General features: G+C 61.5%; 24 protein-coding genes and 1 pseudogene. 17 read left to right on the forward strand and 8 right to left on the reverse strand.

The window, feature by feature from the left end; genetic code table 11:
* Positions 1-22 precede the first annotated feature (22 nt).
* Genes MNBBLIKP_RS00500 through MNBBLIKP_RS00545 form a run of 10 tightly spaced genes read left to right on the forward strand, consistent with a single transcriptional unit; the run spans position 23 to position 10,487 of the window.
* On the forward strand, positions 23-415 hold the full coding sequence (locus MNBBLIKP_RS00500; RefSeq protein WP_088306562.1) for a hypothetical protein: 393 nt from the start codon (positions 23-25) through the stop codon (positions 413-415).
* On the forward strand, positions 412-831 hold the full coding sequence (locus tag MNBBLIKP_RS00505; protein WP_088306634.1) for a TrbI F-type domain-containing protein: 420 nt from the start codon (positions 412-414) through the stop codon (positions 829-831). The genes MNBBLIKP_RS00500 and MNBBLIKP_RS00505 overlap by 4 nt, the downstream gene beginning before the upstream one ends.
* Positions 791-1,357: a S26 family signal peptidase gene (locus MNBBLIKP_RS00510; protein ID WP_254912862.1), complete on the forward strand. Its 567-nt coding sequence runs from the start codon at positions 791-793 to the stop codon at positions 1,355-1,357. Before MNBBLIKP_RS00505 ends, MNBBLIKP_RS00510 begins: the two co-directional genes overlap by 41 nt.
* 32 nt (positions 1,358-1,389) lie before the next feature.
* Positions 1,390-1,995: a type-F conjugative transfer system protein TraW gene (gene traW, locus MNBBLIKP_RS00515; protein WP_088306635.1), complete on the forward strand. Its 606-nt coding sequence runs from the start codon at positions 1,390-1,392 to the stop codon at positions 1,993-1,995.
* The gene (gene traU / locus MNBBLIKP_RS00520; protein ID WP_088306564.1) at positions 1,992-3,017 is read left to right on the forward strand and encodes a conjugal transfer pilus assembly protein TraU; all 1,026 of its coding nucleotides are present in this window, start codon (positions 1,992-1,994) and stop codon (positions 3,015-3,017) included. Before traW ends, traU begins: the two co-directional genes overlap by 4 nt.
* A 14-nt stretch (positions 3,018-3,031) precedes the next feature.
* Entirely contained in the window at positions 3,032-3,772 is a 741-nt protein-coding gene (trbC, locus tag MNBBLIKP_RS00525; protein WP_254912863.1) for a type-F conjugative transfer system pilin assembly protein TrbC, read from the forward strand.
* On the forward strand, positions 3,769-5,481 hold the full coding sequence (locus MNBBLIKP_RS00530; RefSeq protein WP_088306566.1) for a conjugal transfer protein TraN: 1,713 nt from the start codon (positions 3,769-3,771) through the stop codon (positions 5,479-5,481). Before trbC ends, MNBBLIKP_RS00530 begins: the two co-directional genes overlap by 4 nt.
* Position 5,482: 1 nt before the next feature.
* Positions 5,483-6,292, forward strand: a complete 810-nt coding sequence (locus tag MNBBLIKP_RS00535; protein ID WP_441339258.1) for a conjugal transfer protein TraF — start codon at positions 5,483-5,485, stop codon at positions 6,290-6,292.
* Positions 6,293-6,302: 10 nt separating this feature from the next.
* On the forward strand, positions 6,303-7,733 hold the full coding sequence (locus MNBBLIKP_RS00540; RefSeq protein ID WP_088306568.1) for a conjugal transfer protein TraH: 1,431 nt from the start codon (positions 6,303-6,305) through the stop codon (positions 7,731-7,733).
* Positions 7,734-7,766: 33 nt separating this feature from the next.
* Positions 7,767-10,487: a conjugal transfer protein TraG N-terminal domain-containing protein gene (locus MNBBLIKP_RS00545; RefSeq protein WP_088306569.1), complete on the forward strand. Its 2,721-nt coding sequence runs from the start codon at positions 7,767-7,769 to the stop codon at positions 10,485-10,487.
* On the opposite strand, the gene MNBBLIKP_RS00550 is transcribed toward MNBBLIKP_RS00545, so the two are convergent.
* Positions 10,474-10,707 carry a hypothetical protein gene (locus MNBBLIKP_RS00550; protein WP_088306570.1) on the reverse strand — a complete coding sequence of 78 codons (234 nt, stop codon included), beginning with the start codon at positions 10,705-10,707 and terminating at the stop codon, positions 10,474-10,476. The genes MNBBLIKP_RS00545 and MNBBLIKP_RS00550 overlap by 14 nt on opposite strands.
* A 505-nt stretch (positions 10,708-11,212) precedes the next feature.
* On the reverse strand, positions 11,213-11,893 hold the full coding sequence (locus MNBBLIKP_RS00555) for a hypothetical protein (protein ID WP_088306571.1): 681 nt from the start codon (positions 11,891-11,893) through the stop codon (positions 11,213-11,215).
* Between the two features lie 986 nt (positions 11,894-12,879).
* On the opposite strand from MNBBLIKP_RS00555, the gene MNBBLIKP_RS00565 reads away from it, so the two are divergent.
* From MNBBLIKP_RS00565 to MNBBLIKP_RS00575, 3 genes and pseudogenes are all read left to right on the forward strand, one after another.
* Positions 12,880-13,917, forward strand: coding sequence for a peptidase M48 family protein (locus tag MNBBLIKP_RS00565; protein WP_088306573.1), 1,038 nt, complete (start codon positions 12,880-12,882; stop codon positions 13,915-13,917).
* Between the two features lie 223 nt (positions 13,918-14,140).
* Entirely contained in the window at positions 14,141-14,506 is a 366-nt protein-coding gene (locus MNBBLIKP_RS00570; RefSeq protein ID WP_254912864.1) for a VanZ family protein, read from the forward strand.
* 337 nt (positions 14,507-14,843) lie between these two features.
* A pseudogene (locus MNBBLIKP_RS00575) lies at positions 14,844-15,595 on the forward strand (IS5 family transposase).
* Positions 15,596-15,691: 96 nt separating this feature from the next.
* Here the strand turns inward: MNBBLIKP_RS00575 and MNBBLIKP_RS00580 are convergent.
* Positions 15,692-15,988, reverse strand: coding sequence for a hypothetical protein (locus MNBBLIKP_RS00580; protein ID WP_088306574.1), 297 nt, complete (start codon positions 15,986-15,988; stop codon positions 15,692-15,694).
* A 36-nt stretch (positions 15,989-16,024) separates the two neighbouring features.
* On the opposite strand from MNBBLIKP_RS00580, the gene MNBBLIKP_RS00585 reads away from it, so the two are divergent.
* A protein-coding gene (locus MNBBLIKP_RS00585) for an IS5 family transposase (RefSeq protein ID WP_088306575.1) occupies positions 16,025-16,791 on the forward strand; the annotation gives its coding sequence in 2 pieces (ribosomal slippage) (positions 16,025-16,337 and positions 16,337-16,791; 768 coding nt in all).
* A 204-nt stretch (positions 16,792-16,995) separates the two neighbouring features.
* Here the strand turns inward: MNBBLIKP_RS00585 and MNBBLIKP_RS00590 are convergent.
* The gene (locus MNBBLIKP_RS00590) at positions 16,996-17,592 is read right to left on the reverse strand and encodes a response regulator transcription factor (RefSeq protein ID WP_088306576.1); all 597 of its coding nucleotides are present in this window, start codon (positions 17,590-17,592) and stop codon (positions 16,996-16,998) included.
* Between the two features lie 522 nt (positions 17,593-18,114).
* Positions 18,115-18,294, reverse strand: coding sequence for a hypothetical protein (locus MNBBLIKP_RS17675; RefSeq protein ID WP_140420484.1), 180 nt, complete (start codon positions 18,292-18,294; stop codon positions 18,115-18,117).
* Positions 18,295-18,983: 689 nt separating this feature from the next.
* On the opposite strand from MNBBLIKP_RS17675, the gene MNBBLIKP_RS00595 reads away from it, so the two are divergent.
* From MNBBLIKP_RS00595 to MNBBLIKP_RS00605, 3 genes are read left to right on the forward strand one after another with little or no spacing between them, the layout of a single operon-like run.
* Positions 18,984-19,181, forward strand: a complete 198-nt coding sequence (locus MNBBLIKP_RS00595; RefSeq protein WP_176399588.1) for a S24 family peptidase — start codon at positions 18,984-18,986, stop codon at positions 19,179-19,181.
* Positions 19,182-19,195: 14 nt separating this feature from the next.
* Entirely contained in the window at positions 19,196-19,621 is a 426-nt protein-coding gene (locus MNBBLIKP_RS00600; protein ID WP_088306637.1) for a hypothetical protein, read from the forward strand.
* Entirely contained in the window at positions 19,612-19,812 is a 201-nt protein-coding gene (locus MNBBLIKP_RS00605; protein ID WP_254912865.1) for a DUF6961 family protein, read from the forward strand. The genes MNBBLIKP_RS00600 and MNBBLIKP_RS00605 overlap by 10 nt, the downstream gene beginning before the upstream one ends.
* Positions 19,813-19,827: 15 nt before the next feature.
* On the opposite strand, the gene mobF is transcribed toward MNBBLIKP_RS00605, so the two are convergent.
* The 3 genes from mobF to MNBBLIKP_RS00620 are packed head-to-tail and all read right to left on the reverse strand — an operon-like array spanning position 19,828 to position 25,514.
* Positions 19,828-22,806: a MobF family relaxase gene (mobF, locus tag MNBBLIKP_RS00610; protein ID WP_088306578.1), complete on the reverse strand. Its 2,979-nt coding sequence runs from the start codon at positions 22,804-22,806 to the stop codon at positions 19,828-19,830.
* A gap of 36 nt (positions 22,807-22,842) precedes the next feature.
* Positions 22,843-25,191 (reverse strand): type IV secretion system DNA-binding domain-containing protein, encoded by a 2,349-nt coding sequence (locus tag MNBBLIKP_RS00615; RefSeq protein WP_088306579.1) that lies wholly within the window; start codon positions 25,189-25,191, stop codon positions 22,843-22,845.
* Positions 25,188-25,514 carry a hypothetical protein gene (locus tag MNBBLIKP_RS00620; protein WP_140420485.1) on the reverse strand — a complete coding sequence of 109 codons (327 nt, stop codon included), beginning with the start codon at positions 25,512-25,514 and terminating at the stop codon, positions 25,188-25,190. The genes MNBBLIKP_RS00615 and MNBBLIKP_RS00620 overlap by 4 nt, the downstream gene beginning before the upstream one ends.
* Positions 25,515-25,639: the final 125 nt, after the last annotated feature.

The raw sequence follows: 25,639 nt of genomic DNA on the forward strand, positions 1-25,639 counted from the left end.
CTACAAAAAGGACTAAAGCCTCATGCCGCTCCATCTCGTCACCCCGTTTGATCGCGCCCCAGAAACGCCGGGCGAACTCGATGCCAAGCCTTCCCCGAAGCGCCGGATTTTCGCCGACCTGTGCTATATCCTCGTCAAGGCCGGAGCTTTCCTTGGCTCGATCTACCTGGCCGTGCTCGGCCTGCCGCTTGCGTACTTCCTTCTGCTCGTTGGCGGCAACCCGGCGCTGCTGTTCACTCAGCTTGGCAACTTGTCAGCGCACTATCTCGCTGCGGATCACGCTGCCCAGGCCCGTTTCGTGCAGGCTGCGGCGTACGGGCTGCTCGGCGTGGCCACTCTGGTCGTCATCTGGCGCCTGCCGCGCTTTGCGAGCCAGGTCGCCGAAACCCTCGCTGACCGGAGGAAAGAACTGTGAAGAACATATTGGCAACATCGAACGGTGAATGCCGTTTCGCTGGCCTCTCGCTGACCGCGCTTGTGCTTGCGGGATCGATGGTGGCCTCGGCGCTGTGGGGTGTCTGGGCGACCCACAAGCTAATCGAGCTCGGTCGCCGCGAAGTGGTCACGGTCCAGCTCTCGCGGATTATGGGCGGCTTTGTCGAAAGCGAGGCCCGTTCGGGCCGGTCGGCCGAAGAAACGCAAGCCCGGGTCGCAGCCTATCTCAAGGCGGTCGAAGCATCGGTCCAAGGCCTTGGCCGCGAGGGCCGGACTGTGCTCGTCGCCGAAGCGGTGGTCTCCGGCGGCGTTCCCGATCTCACCGAACAGGTCCGCGCCGATGTCGCCAAGCGGCTTGACCTTCAGCCTGGAGTACCCGGCCGTGGCGCCCGATAACTCCACTCCCACCTGGTTCACGCGGACGCTCGGTCGCGCGCCGCGACTGGTTTTGCTCACCGCTGGCGGCGCCGCGGCGATCGCGCTGACCTCGCTCAGCGGTTTCGCGCGGGACCACGCGCTCTTGATCAACGCAAGCCCGTCGCTACCCTATTGGGCTCTCTGGCTCGACCGGACCGCGGTGCCGGCGCGCGGCGACCTGATCCTGTTCGATCCGCCCGCTTCGGACCTGCTCGTTCGCCATTTCGGCGCACGCCCACATCCGTTCGGCAAGCGGATTTACGGCGTTGCCGGCGATGCGGTGACAGAGCGGAACCGAACCTTCTTCGTCAACGGCGCCGTGGTCGCGCTCGCCAAGCCCGCCTCCCGCTGGGGCGAGCCGCTCGCGCTCGGCCCGACCGGGATCATCCCGAGCGGCTGCTACTTCGTCGGCACCGAGCACAAGGACGGGTTCGACAGCCGCTACGCCGCGATCGGGTGGATTTGCCGCGGCCGCGTGCTCGGGGTGGGGAGACCAATCCTGTGAGGCGCCTTTCCTACCCGCTCTGTGTGACCGCGATGGCGCTGCTGGTCACCACTGGCGCCGAGGCCCGCGACTACGGCCAGCACGGCGCGGTCTGGCCGGTGATCGAGCCTGACTTGCTCCAGCAGATCAAGGCGCGGCTGACCTATCTCGAGGCGAGCGGCGAGACCGCGCGGCTCAACGACGAACTGAAGCGCCGGACCATCGCCAGGGTCAATCGCCCCGCGCCGGTCGCCGGACTGACACTCGCCGCGACGCTGCGCCGGTGGTCGTTCGATCCCACGATCACGGTCGATGCCGACATCACGGACGACAAGGGCCGCACGATCATCACCCGCGGCACCCGCGTCAATCCGCTCGATACCGTGCCGCTGCGCGGCCCCCTCGTCTTCCTCGACGGCGACGACAGGGCCCAGGTCGATTGGGCGATGGCGCGCTTCGGAGCCACCCAGGCCAAATTCATCCTTGTCGGCGGCGCACCGCTCGAGCTGATGAAGGCCCGCCAGCGCCGGTTCTATTTCGACCAGGGCGGCAAACTCACCCAGCATTTTTCGATCCGTGCTGTCCCTGCCGTGGTCGAGCAGCAGGGCCGCGCGCTCCTTGTCACCGAACAGCCACCCAGAACCGCGAGGCGGTCATGATCAAGCGCAAGCTCCCAAAACTTTGGTGGACGCTGTTTGCAGCGTTCTTTCTGACCGCAGCAGGCAGCGGGTCTGCGCGCGCCGCCGCGGGTCCGGGGCGCTGCACCGGTCACTTCGTCAACCCGATCACCGACATCTGCTGGTCGTGTCTGTTTCCGATCTCGATCGGAGGATTGAAGATCTGGCCGTCGAACCGCCCCGATCCCGACAACCCCGACCTGCCAGTGTGCCTGTGCGGTCTCAGGCCCGGGATCGCGCTGGGGTTCTGGGAGCCGGTCCGGCTGGCCGACGTCTCGATGAAGCCGTGGTGCTTCGTCAACCTCGGCGGGCTCAAGCTCGATCCGGGGTTCAACATCGGCCACAAGACCATGGCCGGTCCCTCGGCGGTCGGCGGCGCAAGCCAGTACAATTCGCAGTGGAACATTCACTGGTACGCCTATCCGCTGATCTACTGGATGGAGCTTGTCGCCGACTTCCTCTGCCTGGAATCAGGCTCGGTCGATATCCTCTACATCACCGAGATCGACCCGCTGTGGCAGGACAGCGAGCTCACCGCGATCATCAATCCAGAAGCCGTGCTGTTCGCCAACCCGCTCGCGCTCGCCGCCTGCGCTGCTGACTGTGTACTCGCGACCACCAAGCTGCCGTCCGACGCCCTGTTCTGGTGCGCCGGCTGCCAGGGCTCGATGTACCCCTTGAACGGCAATGTCTCGGCGACGATCGGCCATGTCCAGGCATCAAAGCTCGCGCTGTCGCGCTTCGCCTACAAGCTCCACCGCGAGCTGGTCGCCTGGGGGACGATGGGCGGCAAGGGGCTTTGCGGCAAATACCTGATGCCAGTGATGCGCAAGCAGCAATACCGTTTTCAGGCCACCAACCCCAACCCCCAGACCAGCGGGCGCCATGCCTGCGCGCCAATCGGGGCCTCCACCACCTTCATGTCAGCCGGCCAGGTCTACCCCGCGATCGGGGAAGACATGGGCTACCTGGTCTGGCGCAAAAGAAACTGCTGCGCGCTATGAAAACCCGCCTCCAAATGCTTGCAATCACTGTGCTTGCCGCTAGTTCTGCACTCGGCGGTGCGCTAGCATCCCCAAGCGATCCGGGGATCGATCTCGAAGCGATCCGCCAGCGCGCCGCCGACCAGTCCGGCGAAGCCGAAGCGCTCGCCGCGAACGCTCGCGAGAGAGCCAAGGGGCTTGACCGCGAAGCGGCAAGCAACGCCGAAGCCGCCAAGATCAACGGCCGGACTTACGCCAGTCAGGTGTCCCGCGCGACAGCGACCGACAGCACTTTCGATTTCGACCAGATGGTCACCGATGCCGGTGACATGGCGAAAGAGGGCATGGGCAAGGCACCGCGGTTCATCGCTTTTGCCTCGCTGTCGATGCCCGCTCAGGCGCTGCGCCAGATGATGGAGGATGTCACCCGCGCCGGAGGCGTGGTGGTATTTCGCGGCCTCACAAAAGGCTCGGCCAAGCTGATGACCGATGCCCTGACCAAAGTCCTGAAGCCCGGCGAGCGCATGGACGGGGTCGGGATCGACCCGCGCCTGTTCCGTGCCTTCGCCGTGAACGAAGTGCCGGCCTATGTCGTCACCGCCAGCGACTTCGATCTCTGCAGCGGGCTCGAGTGCACCACGTCGGTTCCACCCTTCGACCGGATGACCGGCAACCTCACCGCCGAATACGCGCTGCGCACCTTTGCTGCAGGTGGCGGTCCTGGCGCCAAAATCGCCGCGCAGCACCTCGCCCTCCTCCAGGAGGAGCAGCCATGAAACATGTTAGCTTGAGCCTGCTCCTTGTGTTCGCCCTGCCCGCAGCAGCGCAAGCCCAGACCAGCATCGCTGACGCCAAGACCGATGGCAAAGCATTCGGCCAACAGCAGGCAGGCGCCGCGCAAAGCGCTGCAACCACCCAGCCCAATGCCGACCGGGTTCCCGGCTTCTCGGGCACGCCGAGCCAGTCGACCTGGTTCGACGACCCAAAGGCGATGGAGCGCCAGGCAGCGAGCGAGGCGAGCTCGAGCACCGGCTACCAGGCAATGCGGCAGTCGATGGACAGCCGTGCCCGATTCGACGCGATCGATCTCGATGCGACGATCGCGCGCTCAAAGGCGGTCAACCAGGATCCGCTGTCTTACGCCAGCGGGATGGGCATCACCGGCACAGAAGGCCGCTGCGTGCAGCTTCCGCCGAGCACCGGCACCGCCGCGCGCTACAAGGCGAGCTGCAACACTGGCTATACGCTCGATAGCGGCACGGTGAGTTGCACCATCCCGCTCATTGCGACGGTAACCACAACGACCAGCTACCTGTACTACTGCACTTCGATCGGACTGGGACGGGAACCGGCCTGCAATCTACTGCCAGGAGATACCTGCACGCAGACTGGCAGCCACGACGGCCCGTGCCTGCAGTGGGGGATTGATAACGGCGTGCGCTACTGCGCAGAGCCGGGCGAGCCAATCGACGAATATACCTGCAGCGCTCCCGTCGGTGGCTTGTCTCCGATAAGTACCGCAAGCTCGAGCAGCGTCACGACGCGGCGCGATGAAAGCCAGTGTACGAGCTTTGCCGCCGACACCAATTGCACCGGCGGGCAAGAGACCTGCACCGACAGCGATCCGGTGACCCGCACGATCGACGGCTACTCTGTCACCCAACCCTGCTGGGCCTGGCGCCGCGACTACCAGTGCAACAGGTTCACCCCCGCGCAGGACTGCACCACGCTCGAGCAGACCCCGGGCTGCAATCTCGAGCAAGAATATTGCCTGACCGATGAGGTCCCGTGCCGGACCTTCGAGCGGGTCTACGATTGCCCGGTCCCGGAGCAGCCGCGGAACCCGAACCAGTTCATCTGCGACGGCGACGTCTATTGCATCGACGGGAGCTGCGAGACGATCCAGCGCCAGCCCAATACCGAGTTCAAGGACGCGGTGGTGGCGCTGAATGCAATGGACCAGGCCCGCCGCGAGTTCGATCCCGACAATCTCACCCTGTTCAAGGGCACGCGTGAGAGCTGCTCGTCCAAGGTCTTCGGGATCCTCAATTGTTGCAAGGGTAAGGGTTTCCCGCTGATCCCGGGCATCCAGCTGCTGGTGGCACTCGGCTGCAGCCGCGAGGAGTTGCTGCTCCACCACAAGGATGCGCAGGGTCTCTGCGCCTATGTCGGGACCTACTGCTCGTCATCGTTCCTCGGGGTCTGCCTGACCAAGCGCAAGGTTTACTGCTGCTTTGAATCGAAGCTCAGCCGAATCCTCCAGGAGCAGGGCCGCGCACAGCTGCCCAAGCCCTGGGCCAGCCCCAAGACCGAGCAATGCGCCGGGTTCACCATTGACGAGTTCGCGCGGCTCGACCTCAGCCGGATGGATTTCAGCGAAGTCTACGCCGAGTTCACTGACGCTGCGCGGCTCCCCGACGAGCTTCAGGCCGCCACCGATATCCAGGGAAAAATCGAGGACTACTATGCCCGTGCCCGCCAATAGCATGCGGCGGCTTGTCGCCGCCTGCCTTGCCGCTATCTGCCTGTTCGCCCTGCCCGAGCCCGCTGCGGCCGGCGATGGACCAACCGCCGCGACCAGGGATGTGGGCGATCCGTTCTACTGCGCCGAACGGCAGCTTGGATACTGGTTCTATTGCTCCAAGTCCAAGCCGCCCGAAAGGCAGGAACCGGCCCCCGCCGAGGCAGCAAGCGCCAGCGTTCGGCTTGATGCAATCACGGCCGAGCTGCGCGAGCTCAAGGCCAAGGCAATACTTGATCCCAGCCCTGATAACGTCACGGCCTATATCCGCTTCCAGCGCCGTCAGCTCGACCAGGCCTCGCTGTTCAGCGATGTCTGGCAGCGCGCGATCTGGCAGGAGCCTGACCTCGACTACACCCTCCAACGCCCGGTCTCGACGCTCGGCAAGCGCGCCTGGCAGGACAACCGCAAGGCCGAGCGCGACAGTGTGATGGCCGGGCTCTCGCAGCGCTACGGGCTGTTCTACTTCTTTGCCCAGTCTTGCGGCGCGTGCGAGGTGATGTCGCCAATCGTTCAAAGCGTTGCCCAGACCTGGCACATCAAGGTCCGCGCGATCTCGACCGACGGCGGCCCCTCTCGAACCTTCCCCAGATACACCGTCGAGACCAACCAACGCGCCAAGATGGGACTCGACCCCGGGGTGACCCCGGCGGTCGTGCTCTGGGATGCCGCCCAATCCCGCGCGATCCCGATCGGCTACGGCGTGATGAGCGCCGACGAGCTCCAGGATCGCATCTACCTCCTCACCACCAAGGACGCCGGCCGTGACTACTAGGTTCAAGCGCATGGTGACCGCACTGCTTGCGGTCACCCTCCCCCTCACCACGCTTCCGCTCTCTCCGGCCAGGGCCGATGTCGGCAGCTCGATGGACTCGTTCCTAAACGATGTCGGCGGTGCGGCGCAGGTCAACGGCCCGACCGCGTTCCAGGGTCAATCCGCTGGCTACTACAGCCTCGGCAATGTCTGGACCCGGTTCCCGCAGAAGACGACCAACATCGCCAATCTGCAGTTGCCGCGCGCACGCGCCGGCTGCGGCGGGATCGACCTATTCGCCGGCTCGTTCAGCTTCATCAATGCGAGCGAGATCGTCGCGATGCTCAAGGCCGTCGCCAACAACGCGGTCGGGTTCGCCTTCAGCCTCGCGATCGACACGGTCTGCCCCGAGTGCTCGAAGATCATGCAGGAGTTCGCGCAGAAAGCGCAGCTCATGAACAACCTCAACATCAACTCGTGCGAATTGGCGCAGGGCCTGGTCGGCGGGATCTGGCCCAAGGGCGACCTTGCCGACAAGGCGATCTGTGAGGCGATCGGTAACAGCGAGGGGATCTTCACCGACTATGCTGCGGCCAAACACGGCTGCGGCACCCGCGGCCAGCGGACCAGCACCACTCAGGCGGGCGCAGGCAAATACGACGACGTCAATCCCGGCGTGCCGCGCAACTACACCTGGACGATCCTCAAGAAGTCCGCGTTTTTCTCGCCGAACGGCACGCTCGACCAGGAGCTTGCCGAATATGCGATGACCATGCTCGGCACGATCATCTACATGCCGCCGGGGGACGACGAGCCGGGCAAATTCGTGCCGATCGTCGGTGAAAGCTCCTCGACCCTCGTCACCTCGCTGCTCGACGGGACCAGCAATGGCAATGTCCTGATCTTCCACTGCGACGAGACCGACAAATGTCTCGACCCGGGGTTCCGCTCCCTCAATCTCCCCGTCTCCAAATCGCTGCGCCACCGGGTTTCGGTATTGATCGACGGGATGGTCCAGGCGATCCGCGACGACAGCCCGATCACTGCGGCGCAAAAGGAGCTGCTCCAGGTCTCGAGCGTGCCGCTTTACAAGATCCTCACCGTCCAGGCCGCTTACGGGCGCGGCATGCCGACCGACGACCGCGAGACGCTCGCCGAACTGGCCTCGGTCGACCTGCTGTTCGCGGTGCTCGACCGGATCGTCAGCGAAGCGGGACGCTCGATGTCGAGCTTCATCGGTGCCGACGAAGCCAAGATCGCGATGTGGCAGAACCAGGTGAACACGGTCCGTACCGCGCTCGCCGACCGCCAGGCCAATACCCACCTCAAGGTCAACGCGGTTCTCCAGATCATCGAGAAGACCGCGTTCATCGAGAACGTGCTCGCGACGCAGATGTCGCCCGGCATGGCTGCCGCGCTCGACTGGTCGCGGGGCTTGCAGAGCCGCGCGCTCACCCACTGATTTCCCTTCAAGCCAAAGAAGGCTCCTAATCCCATGCTCGAGATCTTCACGGTTGGTGGCGGCGACTATCTCGTCAATGTATTCCAGGCGGTCGCCGCCTGGACCGGTAATGGCGGCTACAAAAGCTTGCTTCAGGTCGTGATGGTCATGGGACTGGCGCTCTCGGCGATCACACTGGCGTTCAATCAGGACTGGCGCGCCTGGATCAACTGGTTCCTTGGCGCGACCTTGATGTACACCTGCCTAATGGTGCCGCGCACCGACGTGCATATCACCGACCGGCTCAATCCGAACCTCGCTCCCGCCAATGTCAGCGATGTGCCACTCGGGCTCGGCCTCATGGCGAGCTTTACCAGCCAGGTCGGCGACTATCTCACCGGCTCGGCCGAGGTCGTGTTCGGCCTCCCCGGTGATCTCAACTATTCCAAAAACGGGATGATCTACGGGGCGCGGCTTTACGATGCCACGCGGTCCTTGCGCATTTCCGACCCCGAATTTGCCGCCAACCTTGACGAGCATTTCCGCCAATGCGTGTTCTACGACGTGCTCTTGGGGCGCTATTCGATGAAGCAGCTCGCCGAGAGCAGCGATATCTGGACCACGATCGCACCGGGCAGCCAGGCGCGCGCCCAGCGCTTCCTTACCCGCGACACCGGTGGCCAGGTCACCTCCACGATTATCACTTGCCGCGAGGCCTATGATGCGATGAACGCGCAGTGGACTTTACTGATCGACGCCATGGGCACTGTATTCGGCCGACAACTTTACCCGAACCAGACCGCGGCGCTCGCCAAGGCCAAGCTGTTTGCCGATCTCCCGGTCGCCTACCAGTATCTCACCGGGGTTTCCTCGAATGCTGCTGAGATTTTCAAACAGACCCTGACGATCAACGCGATGACCCAGGCCATGCACGGGATGAGCGCGGCCAGCGGCACCGGCAGCGTCGACACCTATGCCCAGACCCGAGCCGACATCCAGACCGAGCGGACCTACAGCTCGATCGCCAATGCCGCGATGAAATGGGTCCCGCTATTGAATGTCGTCCTGACCGTGCTGTTCTACGCGCTGTTCCCGGTGCTGTTCCCGCTGTTCCTGCTCCCCAAGACCGGCCCCACCGCGCTCAAGGGCTATGTCACCGGCTTCTTCTACCTCGCCGCCTGGGGGCCGCTGTTCGTAATCCTCCACATGATGCTGATGTTCAAAGGCGCCGCGGACATGACCGCGGTCGCCGGAACCAACGGGCTCAGCCTTGCGACTTTCACCGGCATGGCCGATGTGAATTCCGACATCGGCCTGCTCGCCGGCTACCTGATCGCCTCGGTGCCGTTCCTCGCGGGCGGCGTCGCCAAGGGCGCCATGGCGATCTCGCATCAGGCGACGAGCTACCTCAATCCGAGCCAGAATGCCGCCGAGGAAGCGGCCCGCGAGGCGAGCACAGGCAATGTCGCGCTCGGCAATTCGAGCATCGAGAACTCGACCGTGCTCACCAAGCAGTTCGCGCAAGGGACTAGCGCGCCGAGCTTCACCTATGGCGCCCCGCAGGTCCGCACGATCAGCGAGAGCGGTGCGCAGACTACCAGTTATCCCGAGGCTGCCTATGACCAGCTTCCCAACTCGAGCTATCCGTTCACCCCGAGCCTCGGACGCGACTTCTCCTCACGGCTCTCGACCATGGCCAGCGGCTACCACGCCAAAAGCGAGGCCAACGCGCAGATCGCCAGCCAGGCGACCTCCAGTTCGATCGCGCAGTTCCGTGAACTGCGTGACCAGTATTCCAGTGGCCAAGGCATCGAGACAGCTCAAGGCACCTCTAGCTCGGACAGCGTCCAGACCGCGTTCAGCCAAGTCGATCAGGCATCCAACGTGCTGCAGCAAAAATTCGGGCTCTCACGGCGTGCTGCTGACGACATCACCGTATCCTGGTTTTTTAATGGAGAAGCGGGAGCCGGCGTTGGAGGAAACGCTGGCGTGTTCAACGCAAGCGCTAACGTAAAGGGTGGCCGCAACCAGTCATGGACCGACAGCGATATCGGGATCGCGTCGGAAGACCGCGACAAGATCTCAGGCACACTTCACCAGATCTCCGACAGCGAGAATTGGACCAGCAGCCGCGACGGGTTCATGCGAACGGTCAGCACGTCGAGCAACAGCCGCATTCGTTCGACCGCCAGCGGTCTCAATGCCTCGTTGACTGAGACCAAGACAGCAACTCTCGAAGCGCGGCGGTCCGACGAGGTCGGTCAACGCCTGGAGCAGCAAGCCTCCTACTACTCGGGCAGCAATGCGGCCGGGAACCTCAACCTTAGCCAGGCCTATCGCGAGTGGGGCATGGCGGAGATCGAGAACAATCGCGACTACTATGGCGATGTGCGGTTCGACGACACGACGTTCCAGCTCAGCCCGAAAGGTCAGGCACTCCAGCGCAAGTTCGTTGAATCCTATGCTGGCGGGATCAAATCCGAGGTTGAGAGCGAGCTTGTGCCGTCGCAAGGTCCTGCCATCCCGCATCCGGCTGTAACATCGCAAGCGGGGATCCGCGCGGCAGCCCCTCTTAGTGCAGTGCCAACCGTTCCGGACCTGCTTTCTGCTCCTGATCCGTCAACAGTGCATGACGAAGTGACGCGCCAGCAAGGAGCTGGGCGTCAGCAGATTGATGCACAACGACGAAGGCTAGGCCAGCTGACCGGTCCAGCAAACGGCGCGAGTGCCGAAGCTGCCGACGACGTGAAAGAATGGAAGCCTAGTGGCCAATGATCAGATCGTTGACGATTACGAAAATACCAAAGGCAACAAGCAGGGTGATCACGCCAATTCCAAAGGCTCGAGCCCACGGATCCGCCCAGGCCTTCTTGAACCGGTATTCGGTCAACCGATTCTCCGCCAGAGCGCGATCAAGCTCAGCCAGTCCTTCCCACTTCTGTGGAACAGGCTCGCTACCGTTCTTGAAATCGAAGTCGGTCATGATGGCATTCATAGTCGCTCTCTTTGGAACATAACAGCAACTAATCAGGCTAGGAATCGAAAAGGCTCGACAACGGTCTAATCCCTTCGACCTCCAAAATGCCCCCTCTCCTCACCTCCTTATGGCTGACGGATTCAGGAATTCTTCGAGCGGCCAGACCACCTGGGGATTGCTCGCTCGCAGAGCGGGCCAACAAGGAACGGCACCCTTGCAAGGCTCGACGCAGATGAGCGCCAGGCGCGCGGGACTGGGCGCCAGCCGGCGTGAGGCAAGGAGAGCCGTAAGAGTGCCTGCGGGTCAGCACCAAAGCGCTGCACCCTGGGCGAGCATGCGAGACCAGAGTGCGTCCTCGAGAGAACTCCCGCTCAGCACATCGACAGCTCTATCGGATGGTTCGGAACGCTGCACCAGGATCGCAAAACGGGAAGAACCATCGAGAGAGCAGCCGTTTCCGGCAGAATGCAACACACTTCTGCTTACACATCCAACCCAGCCGGTACCTTCTCGCCGGGCGGATTTAACTGATCGGAAGCGAGATGATGAACCAACCATCTCCGACATTTGCCGCAAGTGTCGTCGCAACCGGTCCATTAGGATCTCTTAAATAGTCATAAGCCGGCTCGAAATCTCCGATCCGATCACCACCCATAGCGATAATACAGAAATCGGAGCTCAATTTGAGTAGCTGGTCATGCTTCGTGCTTCGGTTAGTCGCCATGATCAGAGTATCGCTGCGATCCTTGTCGAGCTCCGTTGCTGCAAGGATCGTTCTGACAGCATCTTCATGAATTTCCGGAAGGTCGGTTGACCAGATGATCGAGATTTCGGAGCTCCGCAGCCGCTCCAACTCGTTCGCCAGTCCATCCGCGGGAAATGGCGGATCGTTCGGATCAAATACCTGGGAACCGGGATCGAGATCGATCGCAACCGCGATGTGATCAGTTTTACAGGGTTCGCGGAGTGGCCAAGTAGAAAGAGTCGCCGGATCGATCATCACCGATTGCCTGAGCGGGCCGGACTTCGTCCGCGCAGCCGATATCGCATAAGAAGAGAGCGTATGGTAGCCGCTCAGGTCGTTCAGGAGATTGCTATTCGCGTAGGCTAGCGTTGTCTCGGCCACAGCTTGCGCCGCCCTGCTCTGAGTGCCCGCAAGCAACACCACACCCATCAGGAAGAAAATTGGCGGACGGCAGAGCATCGAGGTTCGTCTTCTCCAGGAACCTGACGTTCAAATTGTATCGGCGTTATGTTCGCGATCACCACGGCGAATGCCAGGCACCTGCGCCGCGCCCGCTCATCTCATCACGCCCAGAAGTTCAAGCATACGCTATCTTTAGCGAGTTGGCATTGGAGGCACCAGGTTCTCTTAAACGGACATGTTCGCAGCTCACATGATCTTCAGCGAACTCTATATCGATTCGCTCGCCACATGAAAATCGCCAAAGCTAAACCTGCCCTGAGAACAGAACTCAATCAGGTGCAAAAGGGCACTCTATATCTTCACTCTACCGCTTCAGCCTCAACACACTCAAAGACTATAACCGCCCGGCTCTCAGGCCGGGCAGATAGAGAAAGCTTGCACAACGATTGTTCAAATCATCAGCAACCAGAAATCACGGACTAGCGGGCTTCTTCTCGGCGCTGCCCACAATGATCGCAGTTGCAATCCCAGCCATCACAACAACGGGCGCAACGATCCGCGCAGTGGAACCAGCGCCCTTACCACCCTTGACAGTGGACGCCGCCCGAACTTGGCCTCCCGACTTAGGCTTGGCCTCCGCAGCGACGCTGAACGCGAGCCCGCATGCGGCCAATGAAGCGACGATAGTCCGTGCACGAATCATCATTAGTCTCCTGTATTCCGATATTGGATAGCGTTCTTACCCTACCGTTTCAAGCATTAACTGTGTCTCCCCGGTCAATCCCGCACGTTCTTATCTCCAATGTGCAGCGGACAGGTCTCTCGACGTACCGCCCTGAGTATCGCCCGACCGCTATTGCCTTGGAGAAAGTGCCTTGCCGCCGCAAATGTATGACGGGCAACCTTCATTGCGACCATGAGCAATGCCATATGTCTCGCGGTTCAACTTGATTGCCCCAGGGAACTGGTGAGGCTAGATTCAACGGCTGCCAAGCACGCAAACGAGTGAGGAATGGTATGTTCTTTATCGCAGGATCTAGAGCTTGACCGCGATTCGCCGCCTGGCCGTCGTAGCGCTTGTATTGCTGACGGCCGCCTCTCCAGCGATCCTCTGCGCCGAGCCCCTTCCGCGAGCGACAATCGAGCGGACCTTTGCGCACCTGCGCGGCGAAGACGAACGCCTCGCGCAGACCATCACGCGACTGCTGAACGCCAACGACCGCTATTGCGACAGGCATATGCCCGCAAGCGGACTTGTGCTTCATGCACTCGACATGTTCGATCCCGACTTACGCGACGCGGCGAGAAAATACTTTGGCTTCCCTTCGCCGATCGCGATCGAGCTCATTGTGGCAGAAAGTCCGGCCCAGGTTGCCGGGATTGCTCCTGGCGATGGCCTCATTGCAATAAACGACATGAAACTCTCGCCTATCCTTGCCGCGCGTGCCTCGGCCGCGAACCGTGACCGCGCCGAGCAGATTCTGACACAGCTCCCGCTGGACCGCCCCATCGCCCTGACTCTGGTTCGCGACACCGCCCAATTCGAGGTGGCGGTGCAGCCGGTGCAGGCCTGCCGGGCGAGATGGGAAGTTGTTTCCGGCTCCAGCCTGCTGGGTCAGTCTGACGGTCAGACAATCCAGATCGGGCAGGACTTCATCACCAAGGCAAGCGATGCGGACCTTGCCGTCATCGTGGCCCATGAACTCGCCCACACGATTTTGAACCACACCCGACGGCTTGCCGAGGCCGGTATTAGCCAAGGCCTGCTCGCCGAATTTGGCCGCAACCGCAGGCTCAATCGGCGGGCCGAGGACGAGGCTGACCGCATGAGTCTCTATCTGCTTGCCAATGCTGGCTATGACTGGAATGCGGCCCCCCAGTTCTGGGAAGGTTTGGGGCGTAGTTGGGATCCGGGGATATTCAGGCGCCGAGACTACCGCTCGCCCTCTGCGCGTGCCGCTGTAATGCGGCACGAAGGGAACCGGATCATGCCCTGTTGCGGTCCGGTGATGAATGACGCACTGTGGCGAACACGGGCCGAGCCGATGCTAGCCGACAGGCAAATCAGCTCGGCCAGGTGAACCAGAGCGGAAGGGAGCTGCTTGCGCCAAGGCGCTACGCTACGAGCCAGTTTTTTTTGGGGTGCGAGGACCGCAAGTTTTCGATCCGTGACTGCCAGCCTTTGTGGATCGTCATTCGGGTCCCCACTTTCTGCATTGCCATGCCTGCGCCAAGGGTACATCCGTCCTCGGGATGCGATCAGATCTAATTCGGCTCAACGGCGCATCAAAATAGGAAGTTATCGTGAAGCCTGTAACTCTGCTGCGAACTCTGGTCGTCGTGTTTTGGCTGGCGATGGCTTTCACTCTGGTGATGGCATTGCTGCCGCAGTCACCGTCGGTCCCGTTCAAGTCGAGCGACAAAGTTCAGCACATGGTGGCCTTTGCCGCGCTAAGCCTGCTGGCCTGTTTCGCCTTTCCCGGTCAAAGACTCCGGACACTTTTTGTTAGCCTAGCCAGTCTTGGAGGGGCAATCGAAATACTTCAGATGATCCCTGTCCTGCACCGCGATGCCGAATTTGCCGACTGGCTTGCGGATTGCTTCGCGATTGCACTTGTGATGGGCATTGCTGGCCTTGGCCGACGAACCGGGACTGATCGGCTTGCTTGAATGGTTCTTGCGCGGATGATCTTAAAATATTGAACTTTAATGATTGTCCCATCACTCCGGGCACGATTATAATGCCAGGACCCGGCATTGCTTTAACTGCTTCGGTCAAATTTCGATAAATGCCAAAGGCGAGTATTGTGATGATGCTCCACAGCATGGTGTGGTTAGGGGGCCGAAGCGACCTCCGTAATTTCCGGATGGGTTTGGGGTAGTCATGTTTGCGGGTGCTGCAGAGAGCATGACAATGAGATTGCCGTTGCGAGAGGATATGGTCTCGAGCGTCACCAAGGCTCAGGACCAATTATGTCGTTTGCGGCTTGGCTTTCAGATTGATTCAATGGCAACGCGAGAAGGCGTAACCAAGAGCGATCTGATCTGGCTGTCGGAGGCGCAGATGCACCGAATTGAGTCCTATTTTACGTTATCGCACGGGGGTGCCGCGAGTTGATGATCGTCGGATCATTGGCCGCATTATTTTCGCGATCCCCACTGGCCTGCGTTGGTACGGCGCACCCGCCGAGTACGGCCCCGCCAAGACGATCTACATTAGGTTCATCCGCTGGCGCCGCATGGGCGTGTTCAACAAGATCTTCGCCGTGTTGGCCGCAAAGGGTGGAAAACCGAATCAACTGATGATCGATGCGCCCCACCTCAAAGCGCAACACACGGCGGCGAGCATCCTCAAAAGGGGCTGTACCCCGACGTGTGGGGCGCACCTAAGACGGCCTGAACTCAAATCGGCATGTCGCCTGCGATGGTAAGGACCGACCGCTGGTGGTTCTGCTCAGCGAGGGCAAGATGAGCGATTGCTAGGGCGCGGCGTTGCTGGCCGACCGTGGCGACAATGCCGACTGGTTGCGCGCCGCCCTGGATCCACGTGGCATCGCCGCCTGCATCCCATAAAAGGCCAACCGCAAGGTGCCGATCCCCCACGACACCGTGCTTTACGGACGGCGCCATAGGATCGAGATTATGTTCGGCAAACTCAAGGACAGGTGCAAGATCCAAACAGGTTACGACCGCTATGCTCACACCTTCCTGTTCCGCACTAGCATTGCCGCAATCGCCATCTTCTGGCTCAATCAATGACTCATGAACCTTGCTTAACGGCCGCTGAGACCAGAATCCAGAAATGACACGATAACAACATTCCGCAAGGCATTCTAGGTTGTGAACCCATAAATGTCAGGCTGGTGGCTTCCACTCATCGATAAGGCGACCGACAGCGCTGGCCTGTTTTGCCAGTGCGCTGTCGGAGACCCCGTCGAAGTCCATGGCGCGTAGAATGCCCCACCCCGGCGGGGTTGCGTTCCCGCTTTCGAGTTCGGCCCGAAGATTCACGAACCAATCAGCCCAGCGCGCTTTCAAAGATTGATTCCAACCAGCATTGGCTTCTTCAGCGGTCAGGGATGTCTGCAGCGCCGCTATGAGGCGCTCAATATTCACTTCAAGCAGTTTCGGTAAAATCGCGCGTTCCAACATCTTGCTTCCGGTCTTCTATTCTGATTCTGGGGCAGCATGAGCCGATATGATTTAACCGATTTTGAGTGGCGTGTGATAGAGCCAATGCTACCCAACAAGCCGCGAGGCGTCCCGCGCGTTGATGATCGCCGCGTACTGAACGGCATCTTTTGGGTGCTGCGCTCCGGTGCCCCGTGGCGCGACCTGCCCGAGCGGTATGGCCCGCGCACCACCTGCTACAATCGCTTCGTGCGATGGCGGAAAGCAGGCGTGTGGGATCGGATGATGGACGCCATCACCGCCGCACATGATGGCGACATCCAAATGATCGACAGCACTTCCATCCGGGCGCACCAACAGGCTGCGACGGCAAAAAGGGGGATCGAGATCATTGTCTCGGTCGCTCCCGAGGTGGACTCACGACCAAAATCCACGCGGTGGTCGACGGGCAAGGCCTACCGATCCGACTGAGCCTGACCGCTGGGCAAAGTCATGACGGGCCAGCTGCTGACCAACTACTCGATCACATTGGAGCCGGAACAATCGTGCTTGCGGACAAGGCCTACGATGCCAACCGCATCCGTGCGGTTCTCCGTGAGAAGGGATCGTTTGCCAATATTCCGCCTAAGGAGAACCGGAAGTCAAAACCGTACTTCAGCACATGGCTGTACCGCGAGCGGAACCTGATCGAGCGCTTCTTTTCCAAACTCATGCACTTCCGTCGGGTTGCAACCCGCTACGACAAGCTGGCCGAGAACTTCCTGGCCATGGTCCAACTCGCCTCAATGCGGCTGTGGCTCCGCGTTTATGAGTCTACGGCCTAGTCTTTGCTGGTGATCGCAAGCTCAGACGCGCGGCCAGAGGAACGTATCCGCCCCGGGATCGCAATGTTTCGAAAGCCCTGGCAGCGCCGCGCCATCCGAAAGATACGTTGCAATGCGTTGCTAGGCTTAGCGCAAGCGCCAATGGAAATCGCGCCTGCGCAGAGAGCAACCGAGTGTCAATATGAGCCGCAGGCAGAGCCTTGATCAAACTGACAGCGAAGCCTCGATTGCAATCCGGATTGCTTCACTGCTGTGGCTTGCGCCAATTTTCCCCAGCATGTTTGCCCGATGAATTTCGACGGTTCGCGGAGAGATCGAAAGGCGTTCAGCGATGAGCCGATTGGAGAGGCCATCGGCGACACCAGTCAGAACCTCGCGTTCCCGCTGGGTCAACTTCTTGATCATGCTGCGCGCCTTGACTTCGCGCAGCCGCGCTCCGCACACCCCGTCCGAGTATTCAGCGGTAATATCGAGCGACGTGACGATATCACGCGCCGAGAATGGCCAGGCCAGGTAGTCGCTTGCACCATTCTGCATGGCGGCAACGACTTTGCGCACATCGGTCTGCTCAGCAAAACCGATTATCGGCAGCCACTTCCCGATGTCGGACATGCGCTCCACCGTTTTGGCGATGCGCTCTCCGTCGTCATGGATCACCAAGGCACCGACCCGCGGCAGATTGGCATCGATCTCCGCTTCGCTCTCAAACGGTTCTACATGGAAGTTGTCACTGTGCAGGCTATGACAGATTGCGGCCCGGCGGCGGGTGTCGCTATCGATCAGGAAAATCTTGGTCATCATGTTTGCCCCCAATGGTTGCCTCGGGGGATATGCCTAATGGAATAGCCTTATGAGTTTACCATGAACCTGATCCGTTATTGTACCTAATTCACACAGTATTGGATCAATCAGGTGAGCGGCCATGCTTCCCGGCATCGATGCGGCACCTTCCGACACGGTGGGCAAGGGCTCGAGACCACGCACTCCGTCCAAACCTCGCTGCCAGCTTCAAGCTGCGAGCACGGCAAGGTATCCATCCGGTTACATCTGATTAACCATATCTTAGGGCACATGCTGGATATGACCTGTGAAGGCGCTTCGGAATTGCCTAACGAAGGGTCGCTCGCTTAGGCTCTGCCGAGGCGCCTTCAGTTTTCAATTGCGGGAGCATAACCGCGCCCGTCCCGCCTGACTCTGGCTCTTTCCTCATTCGACGGATCAAGTGAACGACTAACGAACTTGGTCCAGCATAATGACAAGGCAGTAGCTGCTAACAGCAATGAGCTTTTGCGGCACTGTGCCGACCCGATGGCTCTGAAGAAATCAAGCGCGTCGCGTATCGTATCCCTCGGTCAATGCGGCAATTGCAGCTTCGACATGAGCTTTCGGCACCAGCCAGCCGTCTTGAGTGAGTAGTTTGGCCATCCGGTGCAGCACCTCAACCATAACCAAGCAGCGCTGCTTGCGATCCACATCGCCAGCTTCAGCAGTTTGTCGTTCCATGTGTGCGCCCCAACTTCAACAAACACCGTCTGCGTCCAATTCGACATGTAGATTGCAGCCGCATTGTCTGTGATCAAAATCACAAATTTATAGAGTTATGAAGGATTTTAGGTGCGGCGCATCAATCGGATCGGACCAACCGTGGAGGGCATGGACATTGAGCCTGTAAATTGCGTGACAAAGTGTCTGCCCATGCTGGTGAACACTTGACCATCGGAGCCTGGCCCACCCCCGTTGTAATTTGCCCTCGCGAGGTAACGCAACCTGCCCGGCGCGGAACATCCCGCGGGGGGAAACCTGACGGGAGGAGAGGCAGCCGAGTCGTGGACTCGATTTGCCGTCTCCGAGCGATGTGCAAGCCGGGAGCCAAGTGGCCATGCTTTAGGCCATAGTCGAAATCGGACGCCCGCAGTTTTCAATTGCAGGAATGTATCCCTGCTCTTCCCGCCTGATTTGCGCTCTCTTCTGAATCGATGGATCAGGCTCACGAGCAACGAACCTGACGCGGCGCTGTGGCAGGGCAGAGGCCGCTTACTGCCATGAGTCATTGCGGCACTTTGCCGGCTCAACACCGGTCAAGAAAATCATGCGAGTTGAGGACTAGCCACACGGCGAAGGCCCCGAGGGATTTAGCTCATGTCGATTTCTGGTCGGCGGTGAGCGCTTCGAGGTTCTCGTGGCCCTGGTTGGTGAGTCGCCGGCGCGACGGCACTTATGTCCTCAGGATGGAAGACAGCCTCAACGTCAAGCGGATCGCGATCGAACCGCAAGGTCGCAAGATTTCGGTGGCGAGCGACAATCCTTTCCACGCAAGTTGGAACAACCGCAAGCGCAGAGCAGTGCACATCGTCGGCCGGGTGCTTTGGTTCGGGTGCAAGATGCATTAGCAAACCGGCCGATGATGCTTCTTGCCTTGGCCGCCGCGGTCGTCACCGCCGGCGAAACGTTCACCTGCACACCGACCCACGCCTATGACGGCGACGGACCGGTGTGGTGCGCCGAAGGACCCCATGTCCGGATCGCTGGGATCGCCGCGCGCGAGATGGACGGCACCTGCCGCGACAACCAGCCCTGCCCGGCAGCATCGGCGCTGCAGGCGCGCGACGCGCTGGTCAGCCTGTTCGGCGGCGCGCGCGGTACGATTTCAACCGGGCATGTCATCGTACGCGGGCCGACCATGACGTGCCTCTCGGAAGGCTCTGCGGGCGGCTCGCGCACGGCTGCCTGGTGTACCCTCCCCTCGGGCCAGGACCTGTCCTGCACGATGGTCGCAACCGGCACCGTGCTCAAATGGGACCGCTATTGGCGTGGCCACCGGTGCCGCTGAGCGAATGGGAGCTGTGGGCCTGTGCCAACCAGGTGCTCAGGGCGCATGGCGACAAGGCCGCCCTTCACGTTGCCGAGCAGCTGGGCGCCCTCGCCCTCAGACAAGATGCTGAAGGGATCGCCGCCTGGCAGGAGATCGCCCGGCGGATCGAACAACTCCAGGCCAACCCTCGACCTTCGCAACGCAACTGACCTCGCAGGACCCAGTCACAAGCCGTAGTCGAACGAGCGCGTCCGCGACTTCTGCAGTTCCCGATCCTTGCGGCTCCGCTGAACCTTGGTCCGCGCCGTCTCGGATTTCGCGGTCTCGACATTGGCCGGTTTAACCGGGACGGCAACCGGCAGCTCGATTGGCACCGCCTTGTCGAGGCGCTGGACCGCTTCGAGCGCCGAGGTCTTGGTTCCCGGATTGCGCTCGGCCGCTTGCCGAACCTTGTCGCCGCTGTCGACGATCAAGGTCAGGGCATCGCGCAGCCTTGTCACTGTCACAAGAAAGTTCTGCTCGCTGACCAGCTTGCGTTCGCTGCTATCGATCACCCCGATTCCCCGATTGCTGGTCAGCCCCTGCGCCATGTGCGCGTTGAGCGCGTAGGCGAGATCGAGCCGCCGCAGCATCGGATCGCGGGGCTTGAGCATGACCTTGACCCCGGCACTGGTCCTGACGGTCACGCCATTCTCACCAATATTGAGAACCTCGGCGCGATCGGCATTGAACAGGCCGCGGCGAAGATCGCTTGCTGTCCAGCGGACCGGATCACCGCTATGCACTTCGAGCTGCTGCTTGTCGTAGAGTTCGAGCGGGCTGCGCTCTTCGCCCGGCCGGAGCCGCGCGGGACGGAACTTGTGGGTTACCCCACGCGCATCGCGAATGGTTACAACCCCGCGGCGCCTATCGACCGCGTCAACTTGATGTTCGCCGCGCTTGAGCCCCTGTGTCCGTAGCGGCTTCGAGAGCTGAAGAACCTGCCCCGCACGATAGGTATCAGCGTGACGAAGCTCTTCACGTGTCGCCTGAACCCGCACCAACGTCTCGAGGGAAAGTCCATCTGCGCCGATCTCCCCACGCGCCTTGCGTCCCTCCTGAACGGCGGCATTGACTTCACCGCGCAGCCGCCGCCCGGCTACGAAGATCGCGGTTTGGGAACGCTCGGCTTCGGGCAAGGCCAGCCAGTGCTCGGCGGCTGTCTTTGCGAGGTTGCCCTGCGTTTCGATGGTATGGGGTTTGAGCAGCGCCAGAGCGCGATCGACTTCGCCCGACTGCGCGGCATACTGAGCATGGCGCAAGGTTTCATCGCGGGCGCGGGTATTGAGGTTCATCGCCGCTGTTTGCATGCCGAATTTCTGCAGCACGTCGAAGGGTCTGCCCGCATCGACCGCGCCAAGCTGCTTGCGATCACCGACCAGGACGAAGCGTTGGACCTCAAGGCGGTTGGCGAGCCGAACCAGCTTTTCGAGATCAACGTTGCCAACCATCGAGGCTTCGTCGAGCAGGATCACGCTGCCGCGCCATTCTTCGCGCGCCTTGCCAAGAATCCGGGAGTCAGCAGCAGCACCGAGCAGTTCCCGATGTTCGCGCAGGAACCGAGACACGGTCATCGACGAAATCCCGGTGTCGCGTTCGAGCATCTGGACCAGGGTATTCTGTACCGCGAGCCCAATGACCTTGCGTCCCTCGCTGCGCAGCAATTCAGCGACAGGGCGCAGCAGGGTTGATTTGCCCGAACCGGCAATCCCCTGGACCCCGACGATGCGGTGCGATGACCCTAGTATCATCCGTCCTGCAGCTTCTTGTCCGCCATTGAGAGTGATCCCCGATTGCGCCTCGGACAGAGCCTGAAGCTGTTCTGCGGCCCGGTCGGCCGGGATGATCGGCGCGGCACTGTCGCGCCCTTCCCTGACCTCGCCAAGGATCCGTTGTTCCATCTGCAGTGCATCGAGCGTGGTCAGCATCCCGCTCGCCACGCTCCTGCCTTTGAGCAGGACCTTCTTCGCCAGCAGCCGGTCGATCTGCCGCTCGATCGGCGCAATCGTGGTGGGCAAGCCAAAGTCGAGCGCAGCCTTCAAGACCTCCGTCCGTTCGAACGCCGCTTCGCGCTCCGACAGATGCCGGATGGCCGATGCGACCGCCAAAGCTGCAGCATTGTCCTCACGTTCGACGCGCTCGGGACGCGGCGGCAGGAGCGGATCGCTCGGCACCAGATTGAGCTGTTCGGCGAGCGAGGAAAACCAGCCTCGTAACTGCTCTCGAGTTTCGCCAAGCTTGGTCCCGATCGATCCGACAAGTCCGAGATTTTGGGACGCCCGCGCGTTGGCCCGCTCGATTACCGAAGTGAGATCAATTCCTCGCGCGCCAGCTTGAGCTTGCCACTGTTCGGTTAGCGCTGCCCGGTCTTCGATTACAGCCTTCTTGGCCCGTGACATGAGTGCCGCTGTCACCCCGGCCTGGAGCCCGCCATGATCGAGCCTGGTTCTCGCAGCGAGCACTTCTTCGCGGCGGGTACTGAATGTCATGACAGCTTCGCGTGATACACCGAGAGCTTCGAAATTGCCGTGTTTGAGCGTTGGCCCCGGTTCGTAACCCAGCAAGCTGACCCGCTCGCGGAAACGCGCCATCGCCATCGAATTGAGCAGGGTATTGGTGCTCCAGAGCTTGTCATTGCGGAGTGCGCGCCAGGTGCCGTCGGGGAGCTGGGTGACATTGGCGACGACCGCGTGGAAGTGCGCGCCCGGCTCCTGGTTGCGGTTGGTGTCGTGCTGGAACAGGGCAATCGCGAGGTTTCCGGTCTGCACGAGGCGCTCGAGCCCTGCCCGCTCGACCCGGGCCTGCGCGCCATTTCTCTCAGCCCATTCGAGGGTTTCGGTGATAGCGGCCTTGTAGGCAGCGAGGATCCGGGTATCGCCGCCGACAAGGGCCAGCAGGGACCAGCTCTTGGGGAGCGAAAAGGTCAGGTCGAGCCCGGCGCGGTGAGGCTGCCCCGGGCGTCCAACCGTGGTGCCGTCGGGTAGTTCTCCGCGCAGCAGCGCCTCGAAGACCTTCGGATCGATCTTCCCTACCAGGCCAAGCTTTTCGGCGGCCTTGCCGAGCCATTGGCCCGATCGGTCGGCATCGGCACGCGTGTAATAGTTGTCGGCCGCAAAGTAGTTCGCGGCGCCACCGGCTGACCTGACAAGCGCGACCGACAACATGGAAGGAACGGTTCCTTTGCTGCCTCAGGCCCGCCCTTAGCCCGGCCCGAAATCACCAAGATCGGGGCCGCGATCCTTCTGCGGTTCGGACGGACCGTCGGCTTCACGCTGGATCATGGCGCGGCGCTGACCGGAGCGCTTCGATGCCGCCGCACTGCGCTTCTGGCCTTCAGACTGCGCATGCGCCCTGCCCTGCCCTTCGCCGGCTTGTCTGGCCGCATCGCCTGCCTTGTCTGACTCGGCCGAGGGCAGTCCGGGGTCGCTGCGAGCCTGGTCACCAGACGGGTTCTGTGCGGTTGCCGTGGAACCGATCGCCGAACTTTCGGAAGGTAATGGCAGTCCCTGGCCGAGATCGAGCATAGCCTGGCTGCCTCGTTCACTGGGGCCAGCCTGACGCGGCTTTCGTGGACGGTCGAGAGCTCGCTCCTTTGGGCCGGCCAGTCGTGCCTCCGCGCCCTTGCCGCTTTCATCGCTCACCGCCCCGTCGCCGCCGTCGGTGTCCAAATCATCGTTCGCATCGTCCCAGTCTTGGGCATCTGCTTCATGCCGACCCGGAAGCGTCTTGATGCCCCGAACCAGTTCGAAGTCACCCCGTGCAACAAAGCCAGGCGCGATCCTCGATCGCATTTTGTACGTCAAATGGATCGGGGCCGGAGGCAGGCTTCCGGGCAGGCAGATGTAGCCGTGGAGCGGATCGAGATCACCGATCTCCTCGGGCATGACGATCCGAACTTCGCGCTGTTCGGGACTGAGGTTCACCGAATCCCGCGACTTGCTGTAGCCAAAGCTGTAACCGGTGTTCATGTCCTGAACCTCGCTATTGCCCATCACTTCCGAGCACCATTTGGCGGTGTCGGGATCGGGATTGCCGAGGATCAGCTTGGTCTTGGCGAGCGAAGACAGCTCGTGCGCTGCTTCGATGCCATAAACCTCGCGCAGCTTGGCCTGGGTGTGCACACCGGTAACAAAGGCTCCGCCAAAATTGCGCGCAGTGCGCATTCCGGATTCGAGCGCAGGCATCCGGTGCAAAGCCCCAAGCTCGTCGATCAGGAACCACATCTTCAGCGCGCGCGAAGGTTCTTCCGCCATCAGCGTATTGACTGCGCTGTTGAGCCACAGAGTCAGCAATTGGCGGCAAACCGGCAGGTCGACATAGCGCGACGAGATGAACAGGATCGCGCCGTCCTGTTTGCCTTCCCGGACCCAATTCCGGATCGAAAACTGCGGTCCCTCCTTGGGCAGGTAAAGCAGCGCCTGGGCGTTGGCGTTGAACACCGCGCGGACCGAGTCCGCGAGCTTGGGGGAGTCGGGCGAGGACATCGCCGCAGCCGGCGTATCCTTGACGAACTGATAGACGGTCTCGACGTCGGCGGTCATCAGCTTGGTCGCAAGATTCTCGTTGGTCGCCATGTCGTGCTCGACCAGCGAGTTGCACATGTTGGTGAACAGCATGCGCGCGCCCTGCACCCAGAACTGCCCCTCCCCGCCGCCATCGCTCGGGATTAGCGCTTCGGATGCGGCCATGAACTCAGCCGGATTGCTGCACTCGTCGAAGATCGACCAGCGCGGGCAGCGCGCATCGAGCGGGTGCAGGATGGTGTCGCACGCGGGATCATAATAGGCCGCGACATAGGCACCGGTAAGGTCGAACACGACCGAGCGATGGTCCCGGTCGCGGACCTGATCGAGCAGGTCCATCAGCGCCACGGTCTTGCCGGTTCCGGTCGATCCCACCAGCATCGCATGGGTCTGCTCTTCGCGCCACGGCCAGGGTATCCCGGCGAGCGAGAAGGGGCGGAAATCGAGGCCGGCGTCCACGAGTTCCCTGCGCCTGGCAAATCGCCAGGCCTTGCCGAGCACCATGCGCAGCTCCTCGGCGCGGCGCGCAGCGTTGACCGCTTTCACCATGCGCAGCAGTTCCCGGGTGGAGACAAGCCGCCGCCCGCGTTGGTGCTTGCGTTCCTTGGATCGGCGGCCAAAGCGCGCCGCGATCCACACGAACGCCGCAGTTGCGGGTACTGCGATCAGCACGCTGAGCCAAGCCGAGCGAACGAGGATGGCGGTAAATGAACTCCAGGCCCGGACGACTGACGGAAAGTCTTCAACCCGCGAAATCGCGATCAGGAACGTGCCGCCGAAAGCCGATTTGAGGGTCACCAGCTTGTGCGGATCGAACTCCAAGAAGCGCCAGCCAGAGGCGTAGATCTTCATCAGGATCAAGGTCACCTGATCGTCGGTCAAGGTGGTCTGGAGCTGGTACCAGGTCAGCCAGGAATAGAGCACCAGGCCGCACAGCATGGGGAACTTGAAGCCCACTGCGAACATCTGGGTGAAGTGCGCGATGAGCTGGCTGCCGGTGTTGAAGTCGATGATCTTGCGTTTCATTGCACCGCTCCTTCCACGCCTTCGAGCGCGCTGCGTCGACGCTCTTCCTTGCGCGCAAAGGACTCATGGACACGTGCGCGAAGATCGGGGTCGGCATGTCCGGCGAGCAGTGCATCGAGCGCCACCGCAGCAAAGTTGAGGTCGGCTGAAATCCACTCGAGATGGCGCTCGATTCGGTTGGCCGCGAGGCCGGTGGCGCAGGCTTCGAGCACCAGCGTGCGAATGAATTCGCTCACCGGCATGCAACTCTGCTGGCAGTGGGATTTGACCTGCACCGCGATCTCTTGCGGCAGCCAGGACTGAACGGGAACAAGGCGATTCATGGACGACTCCTAGGGTCCGGGAGCCTGGTCCACACTGCGAAAGTGAGAATGTTCTATATTTGTTCCAATGCGCTGTCAACGCAAAAATTTAAGGCTTTAGCTCAATTATTTAGCTGGATTTGCAT

Source organism: Novosphingobium sp. B 225 (assembly GCF_002198665.1).
Classification (GTDB): Bacteria; Pseudomonadota; Alphaproteobacteria; order Sphingomonadales; family Sphingomonadaceae; genus Novosphingobium.

What these genes read in the sequence shown, in the direction of transcription:
- MNBBLIKP_RS00580 (WP_088306574.1), bottom strand. Translation starts at nt 15,988, where the DNA reads ATGTTGGAACGCGCGATTTTACCGAAACTGCTTGAAGTGAATATTGAG.
- MNBBLIKP_RS00540 (WP_088306568.1), top strand. Translation starts at nt 6,303, where the DNA reads ATGGTGACCGCACTGCTTGCGGTCACCCTCCCCCTCACCACGCTTCCG.
- mobF (WP_088306578.1), bottom strand. Translation starts at nt 22,806, where the DNA reads ATGTTGTCGGTCGCGCTTGTCAGGTCAGCCGGTGGCGCCGCGAACTAC.
- MNBBLIKP_RS00590 (WP_088306576.1), bottom strand. Translation starts at nt 17,592, where the DNA reads ATGATGACCAAGATTTTCCTGATCGATAGCGACACCCGCCGCCGGGCC.
- MNBBLIKP_RS00545 (WP_088306569.1), top strand. Translation starts at nt 7,767, where the DNA reads ATGCTCGAGATCTTCACGGTTGGTGGCGGCGACTATCTCGTCAATGTA.
- MNBBLIKP_RS00530 (WP_088306566.1), top strand. Translation starts at nt 3,769, where the DNA reads ATGAAACATGTTAGCTTGAGCCTGCTCCTTGTGTTCGCCCTGCCCGCA.
- MNBBLIKP_RS00620 (WP_140420485.1), bottom strand. Translation starts at nt 25,514, where the DNA reads ATGAATCGCCTTGTTCCCGTTCAGTCCTGGCTGCCGCAAGAGATCGCG.
- MNBBLIKP_RS00500 (WP_088306562.1), top strand. Translation starts at nt 23, where the DNA reads ATGCCGCTCCATCTCGTCACCCCGTTTGATCGCGCCCCAGAAACGCCG.
- MNBBLIKP_RS00600 (WP_088306637.1), top strand. Translation starts at nt 19,196, where the DNA reads ATGCTTCTTGCCTTGGCCGCCGCGGTCGTCACCGCCGGCGAAACGTTC.
- MNBBLIKP_RS00550 (WP_088306570.1), bottom strand. Translation starts at nt 10,707, where the DNA reads ATGAATGCCATCATGACCGACTTCGATTTCAAGAACGGTAGCGAGCCT.
- MNBBLIKP_RS00615 (WP_088306579.1), bottom strand. Translation starts at nt 25,191, where the DNA reads ATGAAACGCAAGATCATCGACTTCAACACCGGCAGCCAGCTCATCGCG.
- traU (WP_088306564.1), top strand. Translation starts at nt 1,992, where the DNA reads ATGATCAAGCGCAAGCTCCCAAAACTTTGGTGGACGCTGTTTGCAGCG.
- MNBBLIKP_RS17675 (WP_140420484.1), bottom strand. Translation starts at nt 18,294, where the DNA reads ATGGAACGACAAACTGCTGAAGCTGGCGATGTGGATCGCAAGCAGCGC.
- traW (WP_088306635.1), top strand. Translation starts at nt 1,390, where the DNA reads ATGGCGCTGCTGGTCACCACTGGCGCCGAGGCCCGCGACTACGGCCAG.
- MNBBLIKP_RS00555 (WP_088306571.1), bottom strand. Translation starts at nt 11,893, where the DNA reads ATGCTCTGCCGTCCGCCAATTTTCTTCCTGATGGGTGTGGTGTTGCTT.
- trbC (WP_254912863.1), top strand. Translation starts at nt 3,032, where the DNA reads ATGCTTGCAATCACTGTGCTTGCCGCTAGTTCTGCACTCGGCGGTGCG.
- MNBBLIKP_RS00535 (WP_441339258.1), top strand. Translation starts at nt 5,483, where the DNA reads ATGCGGCGGCTTGTCGCCGCCTGCCTTGCCGCTATCTGCCTGTTCGCC.